The organism is Rheinheimera sediminis (genome assembly GCF_004005375.1).
Lineage (GTDB): Bacteria > Pseudomonadota > Gammaproteobacteria > Enterobacterales > Alteromonadaceae > Pararheinheimera.
Genome location: NZ_RZUF01000026.1, coordinates 27284 through 52005, shown reverse-complemented (window position 1 = coordinate 52005; position 24722 = coordinate 27284). Strand labels below are relative to the sequence as shown.

25 protein-coding genes are annotated in these 24722 nt (G+C 46.9%); 4 read left to right on the top strand and 21 right to left on the bottom strand.

Annotated features, from left to right (window positions below):
- Window positions 1-179 precede the first annotated feature (179 nt).
- From mazG to rlmD, 3 genes are all read right to left on the bottom strand, one after another.
- Complete coding sequence (gene mazG / locus EMM73_RS16710; protein ID WP_127687948.1) at window positions 180-968, bottom strand: nucleoside triphosphate pyrophosphohydrolase; 789 nt, start codon at window positions 966-968, stop codon at window positions 180-182.
- Between the two features lie 66 nt (window positions 969-1034).
- Complete coding sequence (gene relA / locus EMM73_RS16705) at window positions 1035-3227, bottom strand: GTP diphosphokinase (protein WP_127687947.1); 2193 nt, start codon at window positions 3225-3227, stop codon at window positions 1035-1037.
- A 3-nt stretch (window positions 3228-3230) separates the two neighbouring features.
- The gene (gene rlmD, locus EMM73_RS16700; protein WP_127687946.1) at window positions 3231-4571 is read right to left on the bottom strand and encodes a 23S rRNA (uracil(1939)-C(5))-methyltransferase RlmD; all 1341 of its coding nucleotides are present in this window, start codon (window positions 4569-4571) and stop codon (window positions 3231-3233) included.
- A gap of 86 nt (window positions 4572-4657) precedes the next feature.
- On the opposite strand from rlmD, the gene barA reads away from it, so the two are divergent.
- Window positions 4658-7432, top strand: coding sequence for a two-component sensor histidine kinase BarA (barA, locus tag EMM73_RS16695; protein WP_127687945.1), 2775 nt, complete (start codon window positions 4658-4660; stop codon window positions 7430-7432).
- Here the strand turns inward: barA and EMM73_RS16690 are convergent.
- The 16 genes from EMM73_RS16690 to rpoE all read right to left on the bottom strand — a co-directional run bounded on the left by EMM73_RS16690 (window position 7429) and on the right by rpoE (window position 20598).
- The gene (locus EMM73_RS16690; RefSeq protein ID WP_127687944.1) at window positions 7429-8097 is read right to left on the bottom strand and encodes a hypothetical protein; all 669 of its coding nucleotides are present in this window, start codon (window positions 8095-8097) and stop codon (window positions 7429-7431) included. The genes barA and EMM73_RS16690 overlap by 4 nt on opposite strands.
- Window positions 8098-8167: 70 nt before the next feature.
- Window positions 8168-9868 carry a GGDEF domain-containing protein gene (locus tag EMM73_RS16685; protein ID WP_186435268.1) on the bottom strand — a complete coding sequence of 567 codons (1701 nt, stop codon included), beginning with the start codon at window positions 9866-9868 and terminating at the stop codon, window positions 8168-8170.
- A 61-nt stretch (window positions 9869-9929) separates the two neighbouring features.
- Window positions 9930-10193: a hypothetical protein gene (locus EMM73_RS16680; RefSeq protein ID WP_127687942.1), complete on the bottom strand. Its 264-nt coding sequence runs from the start codon at window positions 10191-10193 to the stop codon at window positions 9930-9932.
- 136 nt (window positions 10194-10329) lie between these two features.
- Window positions 10330-10845, bottom strand: a complete 516-nt coding sequence (locus EMM73_RS16675; RefSeq protein ID WP_127687941.1) for a GNAT family N-acetyltransferase — start codon at window positions 10843-10845, stop codon at window positions 10330-10332.
- Window positions 10842-11636: an SAM-dependent methyltransferase gene (locus EMM73_RS16670; RefSeq protein WP_127687940.1), complete on the bottom strand. Its 795-nt coding sequence runs from the start codon at window positions 11634-11636 to the stop codon at window positions 10842-10844. Before EMM73_RS16670 ends, EMM73_RS16675 begins: the two co-directional genes overlap by 4 nt.
- Window positions 11637-11725: 89 nt before the next feature.
- Window positions 11726-12103 (bottom strand): holo-ACP synthase, encoded by a 378-nt coding sequence (gene acpS, locus EMM73_RS16665; protein ID WP_127687939.1) that lies wholly within the window; start codon window positions 12101-12103, stop codon window positions 11726-11728.
- Entirely contained in the window at window positions 12103-12834 is a 732-nt protein-coding gene (gene pdxJ, locus EMM73_RS16660) for a pyridoxine 5'-phosphate synthase (RefSeq protein WP_127687938.1), read from the bottom strand. The genes acpS and pdxJ overlap by 1 nt, the downstream gene beginning before the upstream one ends.
- Before the next feature lie 2 nt (window positions 12835-12836).
- Window positions 12837-13517 (bottom strand): DNA repair protein RecO, encoded by a 681-nt coding sequence (recO, locus tag EMM73_RS16655; protein ID WP_127687937.1) that lies wholly within the window; start codon window positions 13515-13517, stop codon window positions 12837-12839.
- Window position 13518: 1 nt separating this feature from the next.
- On the bottom strand, window positions 13519-14415 hold the full coding sequence (gene era, locus EMM73_RS16650) for a GTPase Era (RefSeq protein WP_127687936.1): 897 nt from the start codon (window positions 14413-14415) through the stop codon (window positions 13519-13521).
- Entirely contained in the window at window positions 14405-15079 is a 675-nt protein-coding gene (rnc, locus tag EMM73_RS16645) for a ribonuclease III (RefSeq protein ID WP_127687935.1), read from the bottom strand. Before rnc ends, era begins: the two co-directional genes overlap by 11 nt.
- On the bottom strand, window positions 15079-16002 hold the full coding sequence (lepB, locus tag EMM73_RS16640; RefSeq protein WP_127687934.1) for a signal peptidase I: 924 nt from the start codon (window positions 16000-16002) through the stop codon (window positions 15079-15081). Before lepB ends, rnc begins: the two co-directional genes overlap by 1 nt.
- 14 nt (window positions 16003-16016) lie before the next feature.
- A complete protein-coding gene (gene lepA, locus EMM73_RS16635; RefSeq protein ID WP_127687933.1) occupies window positions 16017-17816 on the bottom strand; it encodes a translation elongation factor 4 in 1800 nt (599 codons plus the stop codon).
- A gap of 159 nt (window positions 17817-17975) precedes the next feature.
- The gene (locus EMM73_RS16630; protein WP_127687932.1) at window positions 17976-18434 is read right to left on the bottom strand and encodes a SoxR reducing system RseC family protein; all 459 of its coding nucleotides are present in this window, start codon (window positions 18432-18434) and stop codon (window positions 17976-17978) included.
- On the bottom strand, window positions 18435-19358 hold the full coding sequence (locus EMM73_RS16625; protein WP_127687931.1) for a MucB/RseB C-terminal domain-containing protein: 924 nt from the start codon (window positions 19356-19358) through the stop codon (window positions 18435-18437). It lies immediately after the preceding gene.
- Window positions 19359-19360: 2 nt separating this feature from the next.
- Window positions 19361-19999 (bottom strand): sigma-E factor negative regulatory protein, encoded by a 639-nt coding sequence (locus EMM73_RS16620; protein WP_127687930.1) that lies wholly within the window; start codon window positions 19997-19999, stop codon window positions 19361-19363.
- A 23-nt stretch (window positions 20000-20022) separates the two neighbouring features.
- Window positions 20023-20598, bottom strand: coding sequence for an RNA polymerase sigma factor RpoE (gene rpoE / locus EMM73_RS16615; protein ID WP_127687929.1), 576 nt, complete (start codon window positions 20596-20598; stop codon window positions 20023-20025).
- Between the two features lie 212 nt (window positions 20599-20810).
- Between rpoE and nadB the strand changes: the two genes are divergently transcribed.
- Complete coding sequence (nadB, locus tag EMM73_RS16610; protein WP_127687928.1) at window positions 20811-22415, top strand: L-aspartate oxidase; 1605 nt, start codon at window positions 20811-20813, stop codon at window positions 22413-22415.
- Here nadB and EMM73_RS16605 read toward each other — a convergent pair.
- Window positions 22398-22844: a protein YgfX gene (locus EMM73_RS16605; protein ID WP_127687927.1), complete on the bottom strand. Its 447-nt coding sequence runs from the start codon at window positions 22842-22844 to the stop codon at window positions 22398-22400. The genes nadB and EMM73_RS16605 overlap by 18 nt on opposite strands.
- Complete coding sequence (locus tag EMM73_RS16600) at window positions 22822-23073, bottom strand: FAD assembly factor SdhE (protein WP_127687926.1); 252 nt, start codon at window positions 23071-23073, stop codon at window positions 22822-22824. The genes EMM73_RS16605 and EMM73_RS16600 overlap by 23 nt, the downstream gene beginning before the upstream one ends.
- 115 nt (window positions 23074-23188) lie before the next feature.
- Between EMM73_RS16600 and ygfZ the strand changes: the two genes are divergently transcribed.
- The gene (ygfZ, locus tag EMM73_RS16595; protein ID WP_127687925.1) at window positions 23189-24163 is read left to right on the top strand and encodes a tRNA-modifying protein YgfZ; all 975 of its coding nucleotides are present in this window, start codon (window positions 23189-23191) and stop codon (window positions 24161-24163) included.
- 11 nt (window positions 24164-24174) lie between these two features.
- Window positions 24175-24660 (top strand): FKBP-type peptidyl-prolyl cis-trans isomerase, encoded by a 486-nt coding sequence (locus EMM73_RS16590; RefSeq protein ID WP_127687924.1) that lies wholly within the window; start codon window positions 24175-24177, stop codon window positions 24658-24660.
- The last annotated feature ends 62 nt before the right edge of the window (window positions 24661-24722 follow it).

Below are 24722 nucleotides of genomic sequence, written 5' to 3'. Positions count from 1 at the left end.
TTTGGCGAAGCAAAAGAAAGTATCTCGCCAGAGGCGAAACGCTGTGAATTCAAAGTCTTATTGTATTTACTATCGACCGCCTCATTGTTGTACTGCCGCTTCGCGTCGAGTACAACCTACAACTTCGCGTCGAGTACAACCTACAGCTTCGAGGCGAGTACAACCTACAGGACAAGCATCTATGCTTTCCCCAACTTCTCCTGCCTCTTCACCATATCCCAAAGCTTATCCATTTCAGCCAAATCACTCTGTGCCGGACTAGAGCCTTGATCGACTAAAGCTTGTTCCACCTGCCGGAAACGTCGTTCAAACTTTTGATTGGCCTGGCGCATGACTTTTTCCGGGTCAAAACCCTGTTTACGCACTACATTCACTAGCGCAAACATCAAATCGCCTAACTCTTCTTCCAGTTCAGCAGCGCCAGCTGGTAGTTCTGCCACTTCCTGAATTTCTTCCTGCACTTTATCCCAGGCGCCTTCTACGTCAGGCCAGTCAAACCCGACCTGAGCACAACGTTTTTGCAGTTTGTAGGCGCGGCTTAAGGCTGGCATGGCGAGTGGAATATTATCCAGCACAGAGGTTTTACCGGAAGCAGTGCGTTCTGTGGTTTTGATGGCTTCCCAGTTTTGCAGTACGGCTTTGCTGCTATCCAAATTCATATCAGCAAATACATGAGGATGGCGGCGGATGAGCTTGTCTTTGATCGCGGCAGCGCAGTCGTCAAACTCAAAACGGCCTTCTTCTTTGGCGATCTGAGCGTAAAACACCACCTGAAATAACAAATCGCCCAGCTCGTCTTTAAGCTCAGCATAGTCTTCGCGTGCTATGGCGTCCGCCACTTCGTAAGCTTCTTCCAGCGTATAAGGCACTATGGTCTGGTAGGTTTGTTCTTTGTCCCACGGGCAGCCGTTTTGTGGGTCGCGTAGTCTGGCCATAATGGCTAATAATTGCTGAAGAGGTTGTGACACGGCAGATCCTGCAGAAAAGGCGCCGGAGCATAAAGCTCCGGCGCTATAAGTTGTTAAGTTCGCAAATTAATGAAACCGTTTCGCTTCGATCACATCATCAATCTGGCTGACTTTGGTCAACAGTTTGTTCAGTGAATCCAGGTTATACAGCTCCATCGTCATAATAATAGTGGCAGTTTGCTGCGAGACATCCGAGTTACTGCTCATCCGCAGCACGTTGGCTTTTTCATTGGCCAGAATGCTGGTGATATCCCGCAATAAGCCATTGCGGTCGTGCGCCACAATACGAATGGTCACTTCATAACCTGAAGCGTATTTATCGCCCCAGGTGGCTTCCACCACCCGTTCACGATGAGTTTCCTGCAAGGTTTTAAACTGGTCACAGTCATCACGGTGCACAGCTATACCCCGGCCTTGCGTGATATAACCGACAATGGCATCACCAGGCAGCGGCTGACAGCAACCGGCCATATGGGTCAATAAGTTACCTACACCCTGCACCACCACGTGGCTTTTTGGCTGAGTGGAAATAGGTTTACTGATCAGGCGCGGATCAATTTCAGGCTGTTGAATTTTGCCCGACTGACTTTGTACGTAATGCACCACTTGGGTGACTTTAATTTCGCCGCCGCCAATACCAGCCAGTATCTCTTCCATGCTGTTGACGTTAAAACGCGCCAGCACTTTAGGAATATTGTCGATACTCAGGTTCAGGCGGTTTAATTCGGTATCCAGCAGCTCTTTACCGGCGGCTATGTTTTTATCTCTGTCCTGCAGGCGGAACCAGTACTGCACCTTGGAGCGGGCGCGGCTGGATTTTAAATAGCCAGAGTTTGGGTTTAACCAGTCGCGGCTTGGGTTGGGCTCGCGGCCTGTTAAAATTTCAATTTGATCGCCGGTTTTCAGCTGATAGGTAAAAGGCACAATACGGCCGGAAATTTTCGCGCCTATGCAGCGGTGGCCCACATTGGAATGCACGTAATAAGCAAAATCCAGTGGCGTAGAGCCTACAGGTAAATCGACAATATCGCCTTTAGGGGTAAAGACATAAACCCTGTCTTCGGTGACCTGGTTTTTCAGCTCTTCGGCTAAATCCGAGCCATCGACCAGCTCTTCCTGCCAGGCCAAAAGTTTACGCAGCCAGCCAATTTTTTCGTCCAGCTGGCCTTCGCGTGCCGTTTGGCCTGTGCCTTCTTTGTAACGCCAATGCGCAGCCACTCCCAGTTCGGCATCGTCATGCATCTGGTGAGTACGAATTTGAATTTCAACCGGACGACCCGCAGGACCAAGCACTACGGTATGAATAGACTGATAGCCGTTTTGTTTTGGCGTGGCTATGTAGTCGTCGAATTCTTTCGGTAGGTGCCGCCACGAGGTATGTACTATACCCAAAGCGGCGTAGCAATCCTGCACCTTGGTGGTGACTATACGCACAGCGCGAATATCGTACAGCTGATCAAAAGCCAGCTGCTTTTTCTGCATCTTTTTCCAGATACTGAAAATATGTTTAGGCCGGCCGTACACTTCGACCGAAATAGCAGCCTCCTGCATTTTTTGCCGCACTGAGGCGACAAAATCCTGCATATACTGCTCACGGTCTAAGCGTTTTTCTTCCAGCAAACTGGCAATTTGTTTGTAGGTTTGTGGGTGCAGGTAACGAAAGGCTAAGTCTTCCAGCTCCCATTTGATCTGGCCTATGCCTAAACGGTTAGCCAGTGGGCCAAAAATAGCGTTAGTTTCTTTGGCTGCCAGTACCCGGGTTTCTTCATCAGCGTTTTTTACGCCACGCAAATAACAAATTTGCGACGCCAGCTTTAACACCACAGCACGAACATCTTCCACCATGGCCAATAACATACGGCGCAGGTTGTCTGCTTGTTGTGGGTTACTGCTTTGATTGGGCCCAACAGGAATAGAACGAATGGCTTCCATCTGACGCACTGCGTTTAACATGGTCAGCACTGCAGGGCAAAACTGTGTTTGTATTTGTTCCAACTCCAACAGCTTTGCTTCCACCAAAGGAAATAACAAGGCAGCAGTTAAGGCATCTTTGTCCATACGCAAATCAGCCAGAATTTCAACCATCTCCCAGCCCGTTTGTACTTCGGGTTCCTGGTCGGTTAAGTTCTGTTGATGTAACCAGAGTTCAGCATCCAGCAAGGCGTTGATTTTTGCTTCGGGTAAACCCAATGCAGTTAACCAGCTTTGAGTGCCGCCTGGGTGGTATTCGGCGCTATGTGATTGCCTTACCGTCACCATTCGTTACTTTCTCCTTTGAAACAACGCCATCAACTCCAGATGACTGGTTTGTGGAAACATGTCCATCACACTGATTTTATCCAGCTGATAGCCACAAGCCAGTAAAACTTTTGCATCACGAGCAAAAGTAAGCGGATTACAGGACACGTACAATATCTGTGCCGGACTTAAAGCCGCTATTTGTTCTACTGCACCCACAGCACCAGCGCGGGCTGGATCGAGCAGTACTTTTTGGTACTTCGGCTTATTCCAGTCGGCTTTTGGCCAGGGCAAGTGCAAGTCAGCCTGGCTAAAACTCAAATTTGTCAGGCTATTCAGCTCAGCATTGCTCTCTGCGCGTTGCACCATAGTGGTGACACCTTCCAGACCATGCACCCATTTAGCGCGCTGCGCTAAAGCCAGACTGAAATTACCTATCCCGGAATAAAGCTCCAGCACCTGGTCTTGCGGTTGCGGATTGAGCCAATCCAATGCCTGCTGCACCATTTGCTGATTCATACTCTGATTGACCTGAATAAAATCAGCAGCGGAAAACATCAGTTTCAAACCTAAAGCAGGCAACTGATAACAAGGTTCTGCTGTTCCGACTTGCCAATACTGATAAAGTTCAGGCTCTGCTTCGCCTATCCATAGCGCTTCTGGCCAGGCCTTAATCAAAGCTTGTTGATCAGAGTCCGGCAAAGGCCGGATATGCCGCACTATTAAATAGACCTGACCATCAGCATCCAGAGCTTCGATATGAGTAATAGCAGAGCCTTGTTGCAGTTTTGGCAGTTGTTGTTGCAATACACTAAATACTGAAGCTAAAGCCGGACTCAACACCAAACACTGGTCAATCGAGGTAATAACCTTATCATTGGCTTTGCGAAAACCTACGGTAAACTGCTGCGTTTTTTTGTCAAACCACACACCAATACGGGCTTTACGGCGATAACCTTCACCCGCACTTTTCAGTGGTGTTTGCCATGGCAAGGCCGTTAGGCCGGTTTGATGGCGAATCAACTGATCCACACCCTGTTGTTTCAAATCCAACTGATGTTCTGCCGACAGATACTGCAGCTGACAACCACCACACTCGGCAAAATGTTTGCACGGCGCGGCCTGGCGTAAAGCTGACGCCTGCAGCACTTTCACCACTTTGCCTTTGGCAGATTTGTCTTTTTGTTCAGTCAACTGCACTTTCACCCGCTCTCCGGGCAAAGCACCACTGACGAATACAATACGTTGTTGATCGAAGCCTATGCCTTGAGCTTCGTGATCCAGACGTTCAATCTGCACTTCGATTTGTTTTAACTGTTGAGGTTTATCTCTGCTGCCTTTGGCAGCCTGATAAATTTTGACCATCTGGACTTAGTACCTGTGGTGGGCTTTTGGTAAGCCTTGTGTCATTATAAATTCGCTCCGGACTATTCTATCAAGCAGTGCTACAGATGACGAAAATTGGTTTAAGAGATTGGGTCTTATTGACTACCCTGGTGCCGACCTTACTGGTCAGTTTATGCCTTGGGGGTTATTTTAGCTATGCCCGCCATCATGATTTAGCCCAGTATCTGGAAGATCAGGCTGAAAACATTGCTGTCCCATTAGCTATTGCCAGCGAGCATGCTTTATTACACAACAGTAGACAAGACGTCAAACGTCTGCTGGATGTCAGCCACAGAAAAAACTCAGCGCTGGTAAAAAGTATCGCTATTTTTAATGCCGACCACGAGCTCTTTGTCACGACCAATTATCATAAAGACTTTGCCATGCTGAAATATGCGCCAGACAGCGCTATTCCGCAGCAAAGTACCATTACAGACATGGGCAACTGGCTGGTGATCCGCACGCCTATTTTACCTGAACAAGCAGACTTCAGCACTGCACCTGCTGATCAGCCTTTAGGTTACATAGCAGTACAAGTAGCCAAAGACAAAGTGATGTTGGCACAACAAACCTCTTTGCTTAGCAGTTTGATGATGATTTTATTCGGCCTTGCCGCTTGCCTGTATTTCAGTTTACGTCTAATCAAAAAAGTCAGTCAGCCCCTGCGACAGATGGGTGATGTCATAGACCAACTGCGGGAGGGCCAGTACCAAAGTCAGTTGCAACAGCCCTTTTTAGGCGAACTGGAACAGTTACGCTCTGGTATTAATGCATTGGCCACTGCACTGAAAACCCATGACGAAGAAATGCAGCAAAGTATTGAGCAGGCAACCAGCGACTTACAACAAAGTATGGAACAGCTGGAGATGCAAAACATCGAGCTGGACCTATCCCGCAAAAAGGCGATGGAAGATAACCGCAGCAAATCCGATTTCCTCGCTAAAATGAGTCATGAATTACGCACACCTCTCAACGCTGTTATTGGTTTCGCCAGGCAATTGTTAAAAACTAACCTGACCCATAACCAGCAGGATTATCTGGCTACTATTCAAAAGTCAGCCAATAGTTTACTCAGCTTGGTCAACGACGTGTTGGATTACGCCAAACTGGAAGAAGGCCGGATGCCGATTAACCCCGAACCTTTTTCGTTGCGTGATTTATTAAACGATTGCGTTGAATTGCTGGCGTCTAATGCCTTTGATAAACAACTTGAACTGGTCTTGTTGATAGAAAATAGCTGTCCGGACGATTTAATTGCCGACCCCATGCGGATCAACCAAATTTTGACCAATATAGCCGGCAATGCCATTAAGTTTACCGAGCAAGGCAGTGTGGTGATCCGCGTCAGTTGCCGCCCCATGCCAGATGAACAATGGCAACTAAGATTCTCAGTGCAGGATACCGGCATTGGTATTCAGGAAGACCAACAGAAAAGCTTGTTTGGTGGTTTTGCTCAGGCCGACAACAGCATAGGCCGTCGTTATGGCGGCACAGGTTTAGGTTTAGTCATTTCGCAGCGCTTAGTGACAGCTATGGGTGGCAAGATTGGCTTTGAGAGTAAAGCAGGCGAAGGGTCGACCTTCTGGTTTACTTTGCTGTGCAAACGCCATCATTTATCTATAGCAGAGCCTTTGCCTTTGACAGAGCTGAAGCAAAAAACAGTATTGTACTTTGAACCTCAGCAGTATTCTCGTGAGGCTATGCTGGCGCAGCTCGATCACTGGGGTATGAATATAATAAGTTGCAGCAATATGAGTCAGTTAAGCCAGACTCTGGTTTTGCAGCCAAGAATTGATATGGCCTTGATTGGTCGTTCAATTTCATTGAACCAGGTGAATCAGGTGATCGAGTTACTGCAGCAGTTGCAGCTTCACAGCGAGCAATTGTATTTACTGGTCAATACCTTGTCGCCAAACTTACGTGAGGTATTACAAGCCTCAGGTGCAAAAGCTGTGTTATCCAAACCTGCGCATTACCGCAAACTGGCGATGACTTTGGCGCAGCCTTATTTGGACTTCCCTGAGCAAAACCAATTGCAGGACAAACCTAAAGCCCGCTTGCGGGTGCTATCAGTGGACGATAACGAAGCCAACTTAAAACTCATTAATACCCTGCTGTCTGAAATGGTAGAACAGGTCGATTCAGCCCACAATGGTGCTGAGGCTTGGCAAAAGGCTAACCAGCAGCATTACGACCTGATTTTTATGGATATTAATATGCCGGTGATGGACGGCATTCAGGCCTGCCAACGTATTCAGCAAAGCTCACTGAATGAAGCCACTCCGATCATTGCGGTGACGGCTCATGCTCTGGAGGGTGAAAGAGACAGGCTGTTAGCTCTGGGATTTTGTGAGTTTTTAACCAAACCTCTGGATGAAAAATTACTGCATTATACCTTGCGCGAATGCTGCCCGGACTTTCAGCAAGCAACAGCAGCTTCTGTTGGTGAAAACCAGCTGCCACAGAGCAAACAATTGGACTGGACTCTGGCTTTGCAAAGAGCCGGCGGTAAACTGGATTTAGCCAAAGAAATGTTATGGATGCTGGTACAGTCTTTGCCTGACAGTCTGGCGCTTATTCAGCAAGCAATGCAACAACAGGACGCCGAACAACTGCTGCAACATATCCATAAACTGCATGGAGCCAGCTGCTACACTGGCCTGCCAGTACTGAAGCAACTGACAGAACTGATTGAAACTGAACTGAAAAAAGGTAAACAAGCTGAACAACTGGAGCCTGAGTTGTTTGAACTGCAGGACAGGATCCAATCTTTATTGCAGGATGCGAAAGATTGGCCACCATTGGTCACAGAGCCAGCAGCAACAAAAGTACCAGGCTAATCTTTAGCGTAAGTGCGACGTTTCTGCAAAATGTCGTTGATTTGGTCGACCTTGGTGTCGTCATTGCAGGATACACCTGCAAATAACCAGATTGCATTTTTACCTGCTGCAGGAGGCGGAACTCTCCAACAGACCCCATGCGCCTTAACCAACGAACTACCGTCGGTAAAGGCTTTTACTGGTTTAAACATATCAGGCGCAAGAGCAGTATCGACCGGATTGATGGATCTGACCACCACCTCGCGTTGTTGGTTCCACTCTGTCATTGGCTCTGAGGCTTTAGCTGTCACAGAAGCTAAAGCGCGCTCTGCCAGCGGCAATGAAGCTGTGACTTGGGCTGGTTTTGTATCAGCTACCTTAGTGTCTGATTTACTCTTCACCTTTGAGGTTGTTTCAATTGCCCCAATAGCCACAGTGGTTTCTAAGACTCTGGCTTTTTTAGATATCTGCTTTTTAGCCGATAGTGCCGACTCTGGCGTTTTAGTTTCAATGACAGAGCGCGGCTCTGGAATAACTGCGGGCTCTGGTTTAGCGCGGATCGGGCTGTAGCTGTAACTCTGAATCACAACTGATGCTGCGGGCTTTTCAGGCGTTGAGATCACAACAAAGGACAGCGCCCACAGCAACAGCAGATGAACTACAACAGAAAATATCCATATCTTCACAGCAAAACTCCGATGTAAAACCGGAGTTTCTGACATCGAAACAATTCAAAGATTCAATAGTGCTACCAGATCACCCCCGAAAGAATTGGACTTTGTTCCGTCCTTGTTGTTTTGCCTGATACATGGCTGTGTCGGCGTCTTCAATCAACTTGGTTAAATGATAGCCAGAAATTTCTGCAGAAGTGACGCCAAAACTGGCGCTTAATTTAAACTCATAACCCGAAGCTGCAGTATCTATAGTGTGAATGGCATCACGACAAATATCTGCCAATAAGTGCGCCTTATCACTTTGGCAACCAGGTAATAAGATGGCAAACTCTTCACCACCAATACGGCCAAACACATCATTATTGCGCATAAAGTTACGGCAGGTATCGACCGTCTGCCGCAAAGCCCAATCGCCTGCCGCATGGCCATGCTGGTCGTTTATTTGTTTAAAATGGTCTAAATCAAACACGATAAGCGCGGCGGGTAACTGGCCCTTTTCACACAAAGCCAGCGCTTCTTTGGCTGAAGCAGAAAAGTGATATCTGTTACTAATAGCGGTTAAATCATCGTATTCGGCCAGAGCTTTAAACCTTTGCCTGGCTACAAAACTGCGGTAAGCCATAAAGGCAAGACCCAACACCAGAATAGCTAAAGCGATAATCAGCAACTTGTTAAAAGCGGCCTGATGCTTAAGCGCTGTCTGCTCGTACTGCAGCAATTGATTGTCTTTATCCAGCAGCGCAATTTTTTGATTCTGCGCCAGAATTTCCGAATGAGCTGTATGGTAAGCCATTTGTTGTGCCGACTTATCATCCATATAAGCAGTGAAAGCTGCGGTATATTGTTCGTGATAATCCAAAGCTTGTTGGTAATTTTTTTCGGTTTTAGCAATTTGAGACAAAAGTAAAAGTATTTCAACCTGAGTAAGATTTGATGTAGCTGTATGGAGACTATTTTCTGCCTTAACCACATACTGCTTTGCCGTAGCTGTTTGTCCGGATTTGTGATAAGACTGAGCCAGAAGGCTGTCAAATTCGCGTACCAAGGTTGCATAACGAGTTTGTTCAACCTGGGAATAATGTGCTGTTAATACGTTAATCGCTTGAGTGTAATCTTCTTTGGCAATCATGTTTCTTGCCTGAAAAGACACGATAATATTTACCCACAAAAGCTGTTCATGTTTGATGCAATACTTCAGACCCTCGGCTGATTTTTGTTCAAAATCTTCACTTTGGCCAGAATGAAAAAGAGCTTCACTTCTTAACTGATGCGCTGCACACACAGCATTAATACTTGGCCGTTCATTTATTAACTGATCAAGATAACTTAATGCCAGATCGTATCTGCCAATCAGGTTATACATCATAGCTATGACACGTAACCCATGCTCTCTGGCCATAGGCTGCTCAATCAGAGGTAGTGTTACGATTAACTGTTCAAGGTAGGTAAACGCCTCTAGATATCGCCGTGACAATAGCAATGTATTGACGGCCAGTGACTTGGCGCGAAATCCAATGACAGTTTCACTTTTCGATTCCAAAAGTGGAATGATTAACGAAAGAGCTTCCTGATTTTGACCTTTAAATGTCAACGAATAGGCTTTCAAAAATAAAAAATAATCTAACTCTTCTTTTTGAAATTTATGATGAATTTCTTCTAAACGAGCCAATTCAGACTCAAATTTTTCAAAATTTGTACTTTTGATGGAATCTAAATAAGAGAGATCGGACACCACACTCTGCGCGTTTAGCGAAAAGCCATAAAGTAAAAGAAACAAAAACATAGCGTATCGTCTTTGTTTCTTTAATCCAAACATCACAAGAACATTCATTATGGTTCGATAATCATGCTATTTTTATCTTTTCTTGAGCGTCTTCAGATTCATCTTCAGGTTCGTTTTCTTGTGGTTCTTCTGCTGGATGTACCCCACAAACTACGTTAGTTCTGGCTCCTAAAATTGCTTCGAGTTTTGCTTGGTCTCCACAGATAACAGCTGAAATCAATGCAGGATCAGTCTCCGCCATCAGCTCCACTAATTGTTCAGCATTGGCATAACGTAAACCGGCATTCTGGCCCATCTTTTCTAATAAACTGATAATCACTGACACAAGACCCCCTGAATTGTATAAAAACATCAGCAACCTGATGCAGATAACGTAAGCACGTTAAACCCACTTTAAAACGATAAAAATAAAAGCACAAGGGCGGCAGTATCGACGCAAAGTTTCAATTTAAGAATGTACGTTACGCATTAAGCCAAAACACTCTGGGATGAGCGGCATCTGGCCTGAAACCGGTTTTGATAGCCACCTTCACAGCAGCTATGTTGGCAGGGTCTATGTCCACCCAAATGTTAGCGCCATCAAAACAGTGACCAACCCTTTGGATTAAGGCAGAAAAAGATTCCACTGCGTACCCATTGGCATGCCATGGCTGCTTTAACATCAATCCAAGTTCGACTGTGGCATCTTCTGCCTGCCATTGGCTAATAGCGCAAATACCAGCAGCCTCGCCTTGTTCCAGTATGGCCAGAAACAACCGCTTAAAAGGTGCTTTTTGGTTGAGCCTTACGGCAATCCGGAAACTCTCCAGAGCTTTTTGATTTGCAAACGCCGGGCTGATAAAACGCATAGTGGCCGGGTCTGTATATAAATCCAGATACAGCTGTTGATCTTCTGCAGCTAAAGGCCGGATCAATAAGCGCGGTGTTTGGATCACAAAGTTATCTGCAACAGCAGCTTTAGCCCAGCCCGCTGTCATACCAGACCTTCTTGCGCCACTACAGCTTTTAATTTGTCCAAAACCAGCTGATTGGCTTTAGCTACAGTGGCCGGCGGTATAACTAAGGTCGTTTTTAAATCCATTTGTGCTTGAGGTAAGTCAGACAAAGGGATACGCTCGATACGGGGTTGTTGAATAGGTAAAGTAACGGCTTCGTATAAAATCACCTGATGATCCAGCGGATACCATTGGCTTAACAGCTCTACCAGGACGTCGCGATAGGCACTGCCTGTAGTAAATTTAGCCAGCGACTTATCACCAGCTACTCCTATTTGCCATAAAATTAAATAAGCAGTAGTGTCTATAGTGCGCTGATAAAACATCAGATTGCTGGCTTCATAATGCTGGCAACCATAGGTTCCTGGGTCTAAACCCAAATCAGCATACAAACAATCTTCGGCTGAAATACCGGGTTCCATATGAGCCATATAACCTTCAGCTACCGCTTCTTTAATAGCCTGATGCGGCACCCAGGCAAAGACGCCGGGATGGCCATAAAAAGCACCACAGACTTTTTTGCCTAGCCGCACTTCAGCCAGCATAGCCGCCACCATTTGTTTATAGGTGATCATACGGGACTGGCCTTCAGAATAATAAGGCTGCAAGCTACGCACATCGGCATTCATGCCTTGGATCCACAGCTCAGTAGTGCCATCGGCGACCAGTACAAAAACCACATCGGCTTGTTCAATATAACTGCGGCATAAAGGACTGATATGAGAACCCAAAGTCATACCAGTGCCTACACAAACTAAACTGCCTTTTTGCATTTACTTCAACTCCTGCCGTAAGTGAAGTACTTATACCCTAATTAGGCAGGAAATTGGTAGGGTCGCGGGTTTATCCCCGCCCGCACAGGTTAAGATTCTAAAATAACGGTAGCACAGGCATAGGCCTGCTCGTCGCTTATCGAAAGCCAGACTGAACGTACTTGCATCGAATCGGCCAGCTCTTTGGCCGGACCTATCAGTTCAAGTTGAGGGCGACCAGAAGGGTCGTTGCTGATACTAAAATGTTGAAAGGAAATACCGCGGCCTATGCCGGTGCCAAGGGCTTTGGCGGCGGCTTCTTTAGCCGCAAAACGTTTGGCAAAATAACGGGCTGGCTGGCCATGAGCAGCTAAGATTTGCTGCTCGGTTTCAGTCAGTACCCTTTGCACTAAACGGGGCGAGCGCGCCAGACTTTGCTCTATGCGCGCTATTTCAATAATGTCGGTGCCTAAACCAACAATGGCCATTAACGGCGCGCCTCCACCATCAGGCGTTTCATTTCAGCCACTGCCGGGCCTAAGCCAGAGAAGATGGCGCGGGCAATGATGGCGTGGCCAATATTCAGCTCGTACATTTGTGGAATAGCGGCTATTGGCTGCACATTGTGGTAATGCAAGCCGTGGCCAGCATTGACTGTTAAGCCTAACGAAGCGGCATAAGCAGCAGCTTCAGCGATACGCGCAAGTTCTGCCTTTTGCTTTTTAGGGTCGGTCGCTTCTGCGTACTGGCCGGTATGAATTTCAATATAAGGCGCACCGGCTTTGGCCGCTGCCGCTATTTGTTTTTCATCAGCGTCGATAAACAACGAGACTAAAATATTGTCTTGCTGCAAGCGGAGCACAGCATCCTGAATTTTATCGAATTGGCCTGCGACTTCTAAACCACCTTCGGTGGTCAGTTCCTGACGTTTTTCCGGCACTAAACAGCAGAATTCAGGCTTCAACTGAGCGGCAATGCCTAACATTTCTTCAGTCACAGCCATTTCGAAATTTAAGCGGGTGGCTATGGTTTGGCGCAATACAAATAAATCGCGGTCCTGAATATGGCGGCGGTCTTCACGCAAATGCACCGTAATACCATCGGCGCCAAATTGCTCGGCCAATAAGGCGGCATGCACAGGTTCAGGGTAATAAGTGCCACGGGCCTGACGTAAAGTGGCAACGTGATCGATATTGATACCTAAATAAATGGCGCTCATAGCTAATTCCTGACAGGTTGAAATAATGCTCTGCTGGTTAAAGGTTTGCTGCCAAGCAAAGGAGCTAATAATAAACGGCTTAACTGCTTGGCGGTTTTTAATACGTCCTGATGCTGCCAGTGCTGCTGGCCTATGGCTTTGAGCACTTCGCCCTTCCAACCTTTGCCGGCAATTTGCCAGCCTTGCTCGGGCCACCACTGATACAAAGCGCCGTCTTGCAGCAAGTCACCTTGTGAGTCGTAAGCCCAGTCCACCGGCTGGCCTAACTCGGTCAACAGGGAAAATTCAAACTGACGTAGACAGGGTTCAAGCTCTTCAGTGAGCAGTTGATGTAAGCTCTGTTGATACAACTCAAATAAAGCATCTGAGCCGACGTTTTCCGGCCATAACCGGCAAATCAGCTCATTTAAGTACATGGCACCAAACAGCTTTTCACCTTGTAGCAAAAAGGCAGGGCCTGCTTCTTCCGCTTTACTTACGGTTTTCAAATCAGAACGGCCCACCAGTTCCAGCTGCAATAACTGAAAAGGCTGCAAAGACAAGCGTTGTTGTTTTTTACTGCTGGATTTACGGATCACAGCGCTGACCCTGCCCAGTTCAGGCACCAGCAGCTGCAATAACAACTGCTGTTCCTTAAAAGCGCGGCTGTGCAGAATAAAAGCTGGCCAGCTGCGATTGTCCATTTTAGTCTTCGCCGTAGCCTAAGCTACGAAGTGCACGCTCGTCATCAGCCCAACCTGATTTCACTTTGACCCAAACCTGTAAAAACACCGGCTGCTCAAATAAGGTTTCCATATCTTTACGGGCTTCAGTGGCTATGGTTTTAATGCGTTCGCCTTTTTTACCTATCACCATCTGCTTTTGTGTGTCGCGTTCAACCAGCACTAAAGCGGCGATATGGTAGTGTTTTTCTTCCCACTTAAAGCGTTCAATTTCAACCGTCACTGCGTAAGGCAGTTCGTCACCAAGGAAACGCATCAGCTTTTCCCGCACTATTTCCGACGCCATAAAGCGGCTGCTGCGGTCAGTGACATATTCTTCCGGGAAGAAGAATTCACAAGGCGGTAATTGTTTTTGCACCAGTTCACGTAACGACTGCACATTGGTGCCTTTTTCCGCAGACAAAGGGATGATCTGCTGAAAATCCAACTGGCTGCTCAGCCATTGCAAATGTGGTAATAACTCTTCTTTGTCTTTGTATAAGTCGACTTTATTCACAACCAGCAGCACTGGTTTTTTTGCCGCGATCAGACGATTTAATACCATCTGATCGTCATCCGTCCAGCGGGTACCTTCCACCACAAATATAATCAGCTCTACATCCAAAATGGTGCTGGCAGCCGCTTTGTTCATCAGGCGGTTAATGGCGCGTTTTTCTTCGATATGTAAACCTGGTGTGTCGACATACACAGTCTGGTAATTGTCTTGTGTGTCTATACCGACAATACGGTGGCGGGTGGTCTGTGGTTTACGTGATGTAATACTGACCTTCTGACCCACCAGCTGGTTTAATAAAGTGGATTTACCCACGTTCGGACGGCCAACTATGGCAACCAGTCCGGCAAAAGTCTCAGAGGTCATGTTTAACTTGTTCCAATAAAATTCGTGCTGAATCCTGCTCAGCTTTACGTCTGGAATTACCAGACGCGATCACAGGGGCTCTGCCCTGCATAGTGCAACGCACGGTAAATATTTGATCGTGGTCGTCACCTTGCGTATCTATGACTTCGTATAAAGGTAAGGGCATGCGACGACCTTGCAGGTATTCCTGCAGTTGGGTTTTGCTGTCCTTTTGCACCCCGGGCTGAATCACAGTTAAACGACTGCCATACCAACTTAATATACGGTCTTTGCAGGCTTCAATGCCTGCATCTAAGAAGATAGCACCTAAAATCGCCTCAACGGCATCAGCCTGAATAGATTCACGACGTAAACCACCGCTTTTCATTTCGCCAGGGCCAAGCCGCAGGTATTCGGCCAGCTCCAGTTCTTTGGCTATTTCAGCCAAAGTAATACCTTTAACCAAAGAAGAACGCATACGGGTTAAGTCGCCTTCGCGGGCTTTCGGGAAATGAATATACAGAGCTTCGGCAATCACCATGCTAAGCAGAGCATCACCTAAAAATTCCAGCCGCTCATTGTGTTCACCTTTGCAACTGCGGTGAGTCAGGGCTTGTTCGAGTAACGCGACCCGCTGAAACTGGTAACCCAGCTTTTTCATAAGGCCGCTAACAGGTTTTTGCATTAATTAATTTTGCCTAAACGTTCAAAACGCACGCCAACAGGCACCCATGAGGGCAACCAGTTGTCCGGGTCTTCGCTAAATTCAAAACTCATCCAGATAAATACAGCTTTACCGACCAGATTTTCTTCAGGTACGAACCCCCAGGCACGACTATCACGGCTGTTATCGCGGTTGTCACCCATCGCAAAATAGTGGCCTTCAGGCACAATAAATTCTTCGATAGCAGTACCAGGTTGTTTGTAATACTGCATTAAATCTTCGGCTTTAAATGGATGCTGCAATATGTCGTGTTTGCGTTCGCCAAACTGCTCAGAGTAGCGTTTGGTTGGCAATTCACCATCCAAAAACTCCCCTTCCGCGACTAAAGTTAAAGGCACAGCTTCTAAACCAGGGCATGTGCTTTTGTCGGCGGCAGTACAAGCTGGCTGGATAAACAGTTGCTTGTTTTTATAGATAATACGATCACCTGGTAAACCTACGGTACGCTTGATGAAATCAATAGTAGGTTGTTCCGGGTATTTAAATACGATCACATCACCCCGCTCTGGACGACCTGTGGTGATCAATGGCTTACGCCAAACTGGATCCTTCACGTCGTAGGAGTACTTTTCCACCAGAATAAAGTCGCCGACCAATAAGGTGGGCATCATAGAACCTGATGGGATCTGAAACGGTTCGTATAAAAACGAACGGATAATGGTAATAGCCAGAATCAGCGGGAAAATTTCTTTGGCAGTTTCTGCCAGATAAGAAGGTTTTTCCAGCTGCTCGATAGCATGTAACGGCAGGCCACCGGATGCAGCCGCCTGAGCAGCCGCAACTTTAACTTTACGTTTTGGTGCAAATACCAGTATATCAATCAGCCAGATCAAACCACTGACTAAGGTCAATACTACGAGGAAAATTGCAAAATAACCTGCCATAACTACCCTTGTTGTTATTTACCGACTTTCAGAATGGCAAGGAAGGCTTCCTGTGGAACTTCCACATTACCTACCTGCTTCATACGTTTTTTACCGTCTTTCTGCTTCTGCAACAGCTTTTTCTTCCGGCTGATGTCGCCGCCATAACATTTGGCTAATACGTTTTTACGCAATTGTTTTACCGTGGTACGGGCAATCACGTGTGCACCTATAGCAGCCTGAATGGCGATATCAAACATCTGACGCGGGATCAGCTCTTTCAGTTTTTCAGCCAGCTCACGACCACGGCCCTGAGCAAAGTCTTTATGACTGATAATAGCCAGAGCATCAACACGTTCACCGTTAATCAGAATATCAACCCTTGACATATCTGAGGTCTGGAAACGTTTAAATGCGTAGTCCAGCGAGGCATAACCACGGCTGGTCGACTTTAAGCGGTCGAAGAAATCCATCACCACTTCCGCCATAGGCAGTTCGTACACCACTGCAACCTGACGGCCGTGGTAGGTCATATTCATCTGCACACCACGTTTTTCAATACAAAGGTTAATCACGTTACCTAAGTATTCCTGTGGTACCAGAATATGAGCTTCCACTATAGGCTCACGTATTTCATCAATGTTACCCACTGGCGGTAAGGCACTGGGGTTATCCACCATCACAGTTTCACCATTTTTGGTGATGACTTCGTACACTACAGTAGGAGCTGTAGTGATTAAATCCAGATCGTATTCACGCTCTAAACGTTCCTGAATGATTTCCATATGTAACATACCCAGGAAACCAATACGGAAGCCAAAACCCAGAGCGCCTGAGCTTTCTGGTTCATAGAACAGTGAAGAGTCGTTTAAGCTAAGTTTTTCCAATGCATCGCGGAAATCTTCGTAATCGTCTGAAGAAACAGGGAATACACCCGCATACACCTGTGGCTTAATACGCTTAAAGCCAGGCAAAGGCTCAGTGGCTGAGTTTTTGGCCAGAGTGAGAGTATCGCCCACTGGCGCGCCTTTAATTTCTTTAATACCGCAGATGACAAAACCTACTTCGCCTGTACTTAAAATACCTGTGTTATTGGCTTTAGGGGTAAATACACCGACTTTATCCACTTCATAGACCATGCCAGTCGACATGACTTTGATTTTGTCTTTTAACTGGATTTTGCCGTGTTTTACACGCACCAGTGACACGACGCCCTGGTAGGGATCAAACCAGGAATCGATAATCAGCGCCTGAGTAGGTCCATCGACATCGCCTTCAGGGCAAGGAATATTGGCGACTATAGTCTCCAATACATCTTCAATACCTAAACCTGTTTTAGCAGAACACTGCACTGCACCTATGGCTTCGATACCAATAATGTCTTCGATCTCTTCGGCAACGCGGTCCGGGTCGGCTTGTGGTAAGTCAATTTTATTCAGAATTGGTAAGACTTCGAGGTTCATTTCCAAGGCTGTATAACAGTTGGCTACGGTCTGAGCCTCTACACCCTGACCCGCATCAACTACCAATAAAGCACCTTCACAGGCCGCAAGAGATCGACTGACCTCATAGGTAAAGTCAACGTGGCCTGGTGTATCAATAAAGTTCAGTTGATAAGTCTCACCGTCTTTGGCTTTGTAATGCAAAGTCACACTTTGCGCTTTAATGGTGATACCACGCTCACGTTCCAGATCCATCGAATCTAAAACCTGTGCCTGCATCTCACGATCGGTTAAACCGCCACAGTGTTGGATCAGACGATCGGACAACGTAGATTTGCCGTGGTCTATGTGGGCTATGACTGAAAAGTTACGAATATGAGTAATTTTTGGCATTTTTTCCGCTAAAGCTGCTATCAGGTGAGCCTAGTTTGCCCCTTATGGGCAAGACAGGACGAACACCAAAGTTGATTCAGATAAATTTGCCGCGAATTGTACTCGATCTCGGCATTGGTTGCTATGTGTTCAGATGTTACGGCGGATTTCAGCAGAGTATTAATCTGTGATACGGATATGTTGCACAGCCAATTCTGGTAATACTGCGAGGATTTCTATTTGCTCTTGTTCAGTTGAAGGGCCACTGAATAATCGTGCCACACCAAAACCAGCCACTAATGCGGCCAAAGACCCCAGCACTATGGTCGTTTCGGCCAGTTGCAAGCGACTCAACAAAGCAGAGACGGCGATCAGACAAAACAAAGGCAGTAAATACAACAAAGCCGCAGCAGACAACAGGTGTTGTTCGCTGACGGCAATTTTCACTTTTTGTCCTTCCAGCAACTGCAACTGACTTTTGACAAAAAACAAATTTTCGCGAGGGGTTAACGCCTTAGCCACTACACCAGTGCCACAATCATTATTCGCCTGACAGGCATTACAGCTACTGACACTTTGAGTTTTCAGCCAAACACCATCCTTCTGGCTTTTCATTACAGTGGCAATTTCTTCCAGCATTTAACGCACAGCCTCGGCAATTTGTCGGGCTGTTTCAATAGAAACAGGGCCTATCACAGTGACGTCAAACTGACTTTTTGGCATAACAAAAATAGTGGTGGCGCCATCACGGAAAGCCTGAGCCGGCAAGCTGGCACTATGCTGTACAAAAACTGAAACCTGATGCAAACCATCAGACAACAGCCACTGTTCAAGGACCTGAGCTGGCACCATAGCCGAGGTCACTGGAATTTGCTGGTAACCTTCTGGCAGCCAGGACAGTTCCAACGGACTTTCAGGCAAATCGGATGCTGGCAGTGCCTCAGCGGCAAGGGGTAACTCAGCATCCGCTGCGATACTTAAAGTTTCAGGCAATGTGGCATGAGGTAAAATGTGGGTAACGACCCAGCGTTCAAGTACTTCGTTTTGAACAGTTAAGGTATCTATTTTCAGCGGAAAACCGGTTTGGCTGTCTAGCCACATCCAGTAGCCAGGTCTGCCATTGTGCAGCGGTGTTAACCTTAGTAGCTGGGCCGAACGCCCCGATAACTGAGTCACACCACCAGGCACTGCATCATAAAGAGCTTTAATGGATTCAATATTGCGGTACAACAAGGCAGGTAGCTCTTTTATAGTGCTACTTTTTGTTGCAAGCGGTGTTTTTTCTGGCGCAATGTAATAGACCATTTGATCGCGGCGCAGAATTTCAACCCCGCTTTGCTCAAGTGGCATCAGTTGTTCTATCTCTGAATCCCTATGAACACCATGGATCCAGCGGTAGCTGTCCACCTGATTAGGTTTTATCACAACAAAAGAAGCTTCAAAATTATATTGGCGGATTGAACTCTGGCTTCGTTCAAACCATTCCCACCCTGAGACTTCAGCGAAGCTCAGGTGGGAGTAACATAAGATGATCAAGGCACTGCTTAAGCCTTTCCAACCCATATTTATTGCTCTTGTCTTGGTTTCTCAGCCTGGGTTTCCGGAGTGTTCTGCTGCGCAGTGTCCATGACCCGAATTTGCTGACGATGAGCTTGCAGCAATTGCTGTAAGCGTTGTTGCTGTTCAAGCAAAGCCTGACGCTGTTCTTGTTCAAAACGGGAATTGACAGAAGTCTGACTCAAGCTAACCGGAGTGGCGAAGCCAGCTACAGGCTGAGTTTGCAACACTGGCAATGGTGAGTTCAAATCTGCATCCTGACCAGCTCCCTGAAACTGCTGCACACCTAACACAGCAACGAGTGCCACGCTGGCAGCAACAGCGCCCTGGAAGCCGGTTTTAAACCAGCCAGTGTTCGCAGCCTCACCCAGTTTTTTCCAAAACGACACTGTCGCCGTTTGCTGGTGTGATACAGAGCTGGCATCTAACTGGTAAACAGGCTCCTGTTCCAACAGGTTGGCAAAATTATCCGCAAATTGCATATCCAACTGAGCAGGCAACTCATTACGAATGGCAGCGCCAATCAAATGATAACGGCCAAAACTTTGCTGTAATTCAGCATCTTGCAGCAATCTGTCTAATTGTTCCGGGCTAATAGCTTGGTTATCACTAGCAGCCGAGAGCCAATCTGATTTTTCTGACGACATACCGATTCCTGTTTAATGGAGGTTCAACTAATGAGCGGTTTTAACTGCGCATCTATAGCTTCACGTGCACGGAAAATCCGGCTTCTGACTGTCCCGATAGGACAACCCATCACTTCCGCTATCTCTTCGTAACTTAAGCCATCCAGTTCACGCAAAGTTATAGCTGTGCGTAATTCGTCTGGCAACTTTTCTATGGTACCGAACACAACATTACGGATTTCATCGGATAACAAAAGTTTTTCCGGCGAATCCTGCTCTTTTAACGCATCGCTGCCGTCATAAAACTCGGCATCGTCCGCATCTACGTCGGTAGATGGTGGTTTGCGTCCTGTCGCTACCAGGTAATTTTTAGCACTGTTCACAGCTATCCGGTACAACCAGGTGTAAAATGCACTCTCGCCACGAAAACCAGGAATAGCACGGTAAGCTTTAATAAATGCTTCCTGAGCCACGTCTGCTACATCGCCATGGTTAGAGACATAACGTGAGATTAAGTTCGCAATCCTGTGCTGGTATTTTTTTACCAACACATTAAAGGCTGCCTTATCCCCTTGTTGTACCCGCTGGACAATCTGCCAATCCAATTCTTGCTCGCTCATCCGAGCCTTTCCCCTAATGCTAAATACTACTTTCTTTTTGCAACTGGCGCTCGTCAAGCGTACCCTTATGACTGGAAGCTATATGAATAGTTCTGCGAATAAGTAAAAAAATTTACGATTTGCCGCAGATCGCACGGCCAGTTGCCGGAAAGTAGCGTATAAAGACCCAAATTACAGACATTTATGTGCTTTTGACTGAATAAGTGTATCCCATGCAACAACAAAAAAAACATCTTTGTGACGTATTAATTATCGGCAGTGGCGCTGCGGGTTTATCGCTGGCTTTGCATCTGGCCGACAGTGCCAAAGTGATAGTGCTGAGTAAGGGCCCGTTGCGTGAAGGCTCAACCTTGTATGCTCAGGGCGGCATAGCAGCTGTTTTTGATGAAAATGACAGTATTGCTTCTCATGTTGATGACACCCTGATAGCAGGCGCTGGTTTGTGTGAGGCAGCTGCGGTGCAATTTACTGCTGAGCATGCCAAAGACGCAATGGAATGGTTAATAGCTCAGGGCGTGCCTTTTGATCAGTACAAAGACGAAGACGGCGTACTGAAATACCACCTGACCCGTGAAGGCGGCCATAGTCATAGACGTATTTTGCACGCCGCTGATGCGACGGGCAGAGCAGTGCAAATCACCCTGGTTGAGCAAGTCAAAGGTCATCCGAATATTCAGTTGTTGGAAAACTACAACGCCATCGATTTAATCACCTCCAGCAAGTTAGGTTTAGCAGAACAAAAGTGCCATGGCGCTTATGTCTGGAACCGAGATGAAGAACATGTCGAAGTGATAGGCGCTAAATGTGTAGCGCTGGCGACAGGCGGTGCCAGCAAAGTCTATCTGTACACCAGTAATCCTGATGTGGCCAGCGGTGATGGTATAGCTATGGCCTGGCGAGCCGGTTGTAGCGTAGCCAATATGGAATTTAATCAGTTCCATCCGACCAGTTTGTACCATCCTGAAGCGCAAAATTATCTGATCACTGAAGCTATGCGTGGTGAAGGCGCTTATTTAAAGCGGCCTGATGGCAGCCGTTTTATGCCTGATTTTGATGAAAGAGCTGAATTAGCGCCACGCGATATCGTGGCCCGCGCCATCGACTATGAAATGAAAAAGTTAGGGGCTCATTGTGTCTATCTGGATATCAGTCACAAACCAAAAGATTTTATTATTGAGCATTTCCCTACTATATATGCCAAATGCTTAAGTGTAGGAATAGACATCACTAAACAACCTATACCAGTAGTGCCGGCAGCGCATTATACCTGTGGCGGTGTGATGACGAATCTGAATGGTCAAACTGATATTGACAATCTCTATGCTGTAGGTGAAGTAGCCTACACAGGCCTGCACGGCGCGAACCGCATGGCCAGCAATTCTTTGCTGGAATGTATAGTTTTTGCGCAGGCTGCAGCACGGCATATAAAGCAAGAGTTAGGCGCGACCCGATTAATTACAGAATTACCGTGCTGGGACGAAAGCCGTGTTATTGACTCGGATGAAGAGGTAGTGATTACTCACAATTGGCATGAGCTGCGTCTGTTTATGTGGGATTATGTTGGCATAGTTCGTACTGAAAAACGCTTAGAACGGGCCTTGCACAGAGTGGAATTATTACAGCGAGAAATTCAGGAGTATTACCGCAATTTTCGTGTCAGTAACAATCTGCTCGAACTGCGTAACTTAACTATGGTGGCAGAGCTGATTATACGCAGCGCCATAGCGCGAAAAGAAAGTCGTGGTCTGCATTACAACCTAGATTATCCGGATCAATTAGCCCAACCTACTCCCACTATTTTATCTCCGGTCCGTTAAGCTGCTTTGTTGCTGCCATCTCACCGTCTGGCACACCCGTGCCAGACTTCGAAAATGCTCTTCGGATACATTGTCTCTGTAAACCCAGAGCTGATGATGTTGCAGCTCGGAATCCTGCCAACGCAACAAAATGCCCAACTGCGACACCAGAGCGTCTGCAGATAACTGTCCTGCGGGCAATTCATCTTGCCACCACCTGAGCCGACCTTTTTCGCTTAAGAACAATAGCCGGGCTTTGACGGGCTGCAGCCATTGCCAAATCAGCTGGTAAAAGCAGAAAAATAGCCAAGGCCAGAGTACTAACCACCACAACGCAATAAAAGGCTGGAATAAAAAGATAAGTAAGATCACTACAGATTGCGCCAGATAAACAATCCGGCGCATACGAGATGGAACAAAAGCCAGGCTATACTCGTACTCTGTTAACAATGATATTCACCATAGCTTGCAGCTCTGGATCTGCGGATTTTCCATGGCCCATAAACCAGGCGAACAAATCCGGGTCATCACAGGCTAACAAAGCCTCAAAAGTATATTTTTGTTCATCAGTCAAAGCATCGTAACCTTCTTCAACAAAAGGTGCCAATAAAACGTCCAGCTCCAGCATGCCACGACGGCAGGCCCAACGCAGGCGGGGTTTACCCATTAATTCTTTCATCTACAGCTTTCCTTTTGTTGGCATTGATCGGATTCTAACAAAAAAACCTCATAGGGGTTGAGCTTTTGGCTCAATCCCCCAATGATCGACTTAGTATTCTAAGAGACTTACCCTTATGCAAGCATCCTGGATCAGTGCAGAACAACTCGCTTCTTTATCAACTTCGGTGCAAGGCGCCTTCATCAGTCCTTTACCTGGCTTCGAAAGCCTGATTATTGCAGGGCCTGACAGCCGCAAATACCTGCAGGGGCAGGTCACTGCAGACCTGAATACACTCACCGCGGACAACTTCCTGCGTGGCGCGCACTGCGATGCCAAAGGCAAAATGTGGGGCCAGTTTCATTTATGTGCCGAAGGCGACGCCTTGTGGTACATCGGCTTTCGTGACGAACTGCAGGCCTCAGCCACTCAGTTGAAAAAGTTTGGTGTGTTTTCCAAAGTCAGCTTTGAATCAGGCCACGACAGCCTGGCTATTTTAGGTATCAGTGGTGCAGGCACGGCGATTTTACTGGAGAAATTGGGTTACACCAAGCCTGCAGCTGTCGGCCAATTAAGCTCTGTTGCTGGCGGTAAATTGCTGCGTTTAGCTGACGAGCATTATTTGCTAGTGTTAGATTTTGCCCATGCAAGGCAATTATTAGCGGAACAATCCAGCAGTCTTGCGGCTCCAACCTTGTGGTTAGCTCAGCATATCCAACAAGGGTTTTCCTATTTAGAACAAGCTGTGATTGGCGAATACGTACCACAGATGCTGAATTTGCAAAGTATCAACGCCATTAGTTTTACCAAAGGTTGTTACATTGGGCAGGAAACTGTAGCCCGAATGAAATATCTGGGTAAAAATAAAAGGGCAGCTTATATCCTCAAAGGACAAACTGAGGAAACTCCGGCCAGTGGTACAGATATTGAAGTACAATGGTCGGAAAACTGGCGTCGGGTTGGCCAGGTCATTAATGCGGTGAATATTCAGGGGCAACTTTGGGTGTTAGCGGTATTACCGAACGATATTAACCCAGCTGATCCACTGCGATTAGCAACTTCGGATGCATCGGTTTTAGTGATATCACCTTTGCCCTATTCACTCGCGTAACTGAGGTTTGCATGAGCATACAAGCAGAAAAAGTAGTCGCCATTCATTACACTGTGGCAGACAAAGCAGGCAACGAATTAGATAGTTCAGCTGGCGGAGAACCGCTGGTGTTTATTTTTGGCACAGGCGCTTTAATTCACGGTTTAGAACAGGCTTTATTAGGTAAAACTGTAGGCGATAAATTCACAGCCGAAGTACCAGCCGCAGAAGCTTATGGCGAGCGCCATGATGAGTTAACTCAAGCCGTACCACGTAACTTATTTGAAGGCATGGACGTGCAGGTTGGCATGCGTTTTCGCGCTGCAGGTCCGGACGGCCGTGAGCAGTCTGTCATTGTGTTAGATGTTACAGAAGACGAAGTTGTGGTAGACGGTAATCACCCACTGTCAGGTATTGACCTGACCTTCGACGTGGAAGTGATTTTAGTCCGCGATGCCACAGACGAAGAACTGGCACATGGCCATGTACATGGTTTAGATGGACACGCAGGACATTAATGCTGAGAAAGAAACGGGGCTCGATAGCTCCGTTTTTTCTGCTGAACTGAGCTAATAAGGGA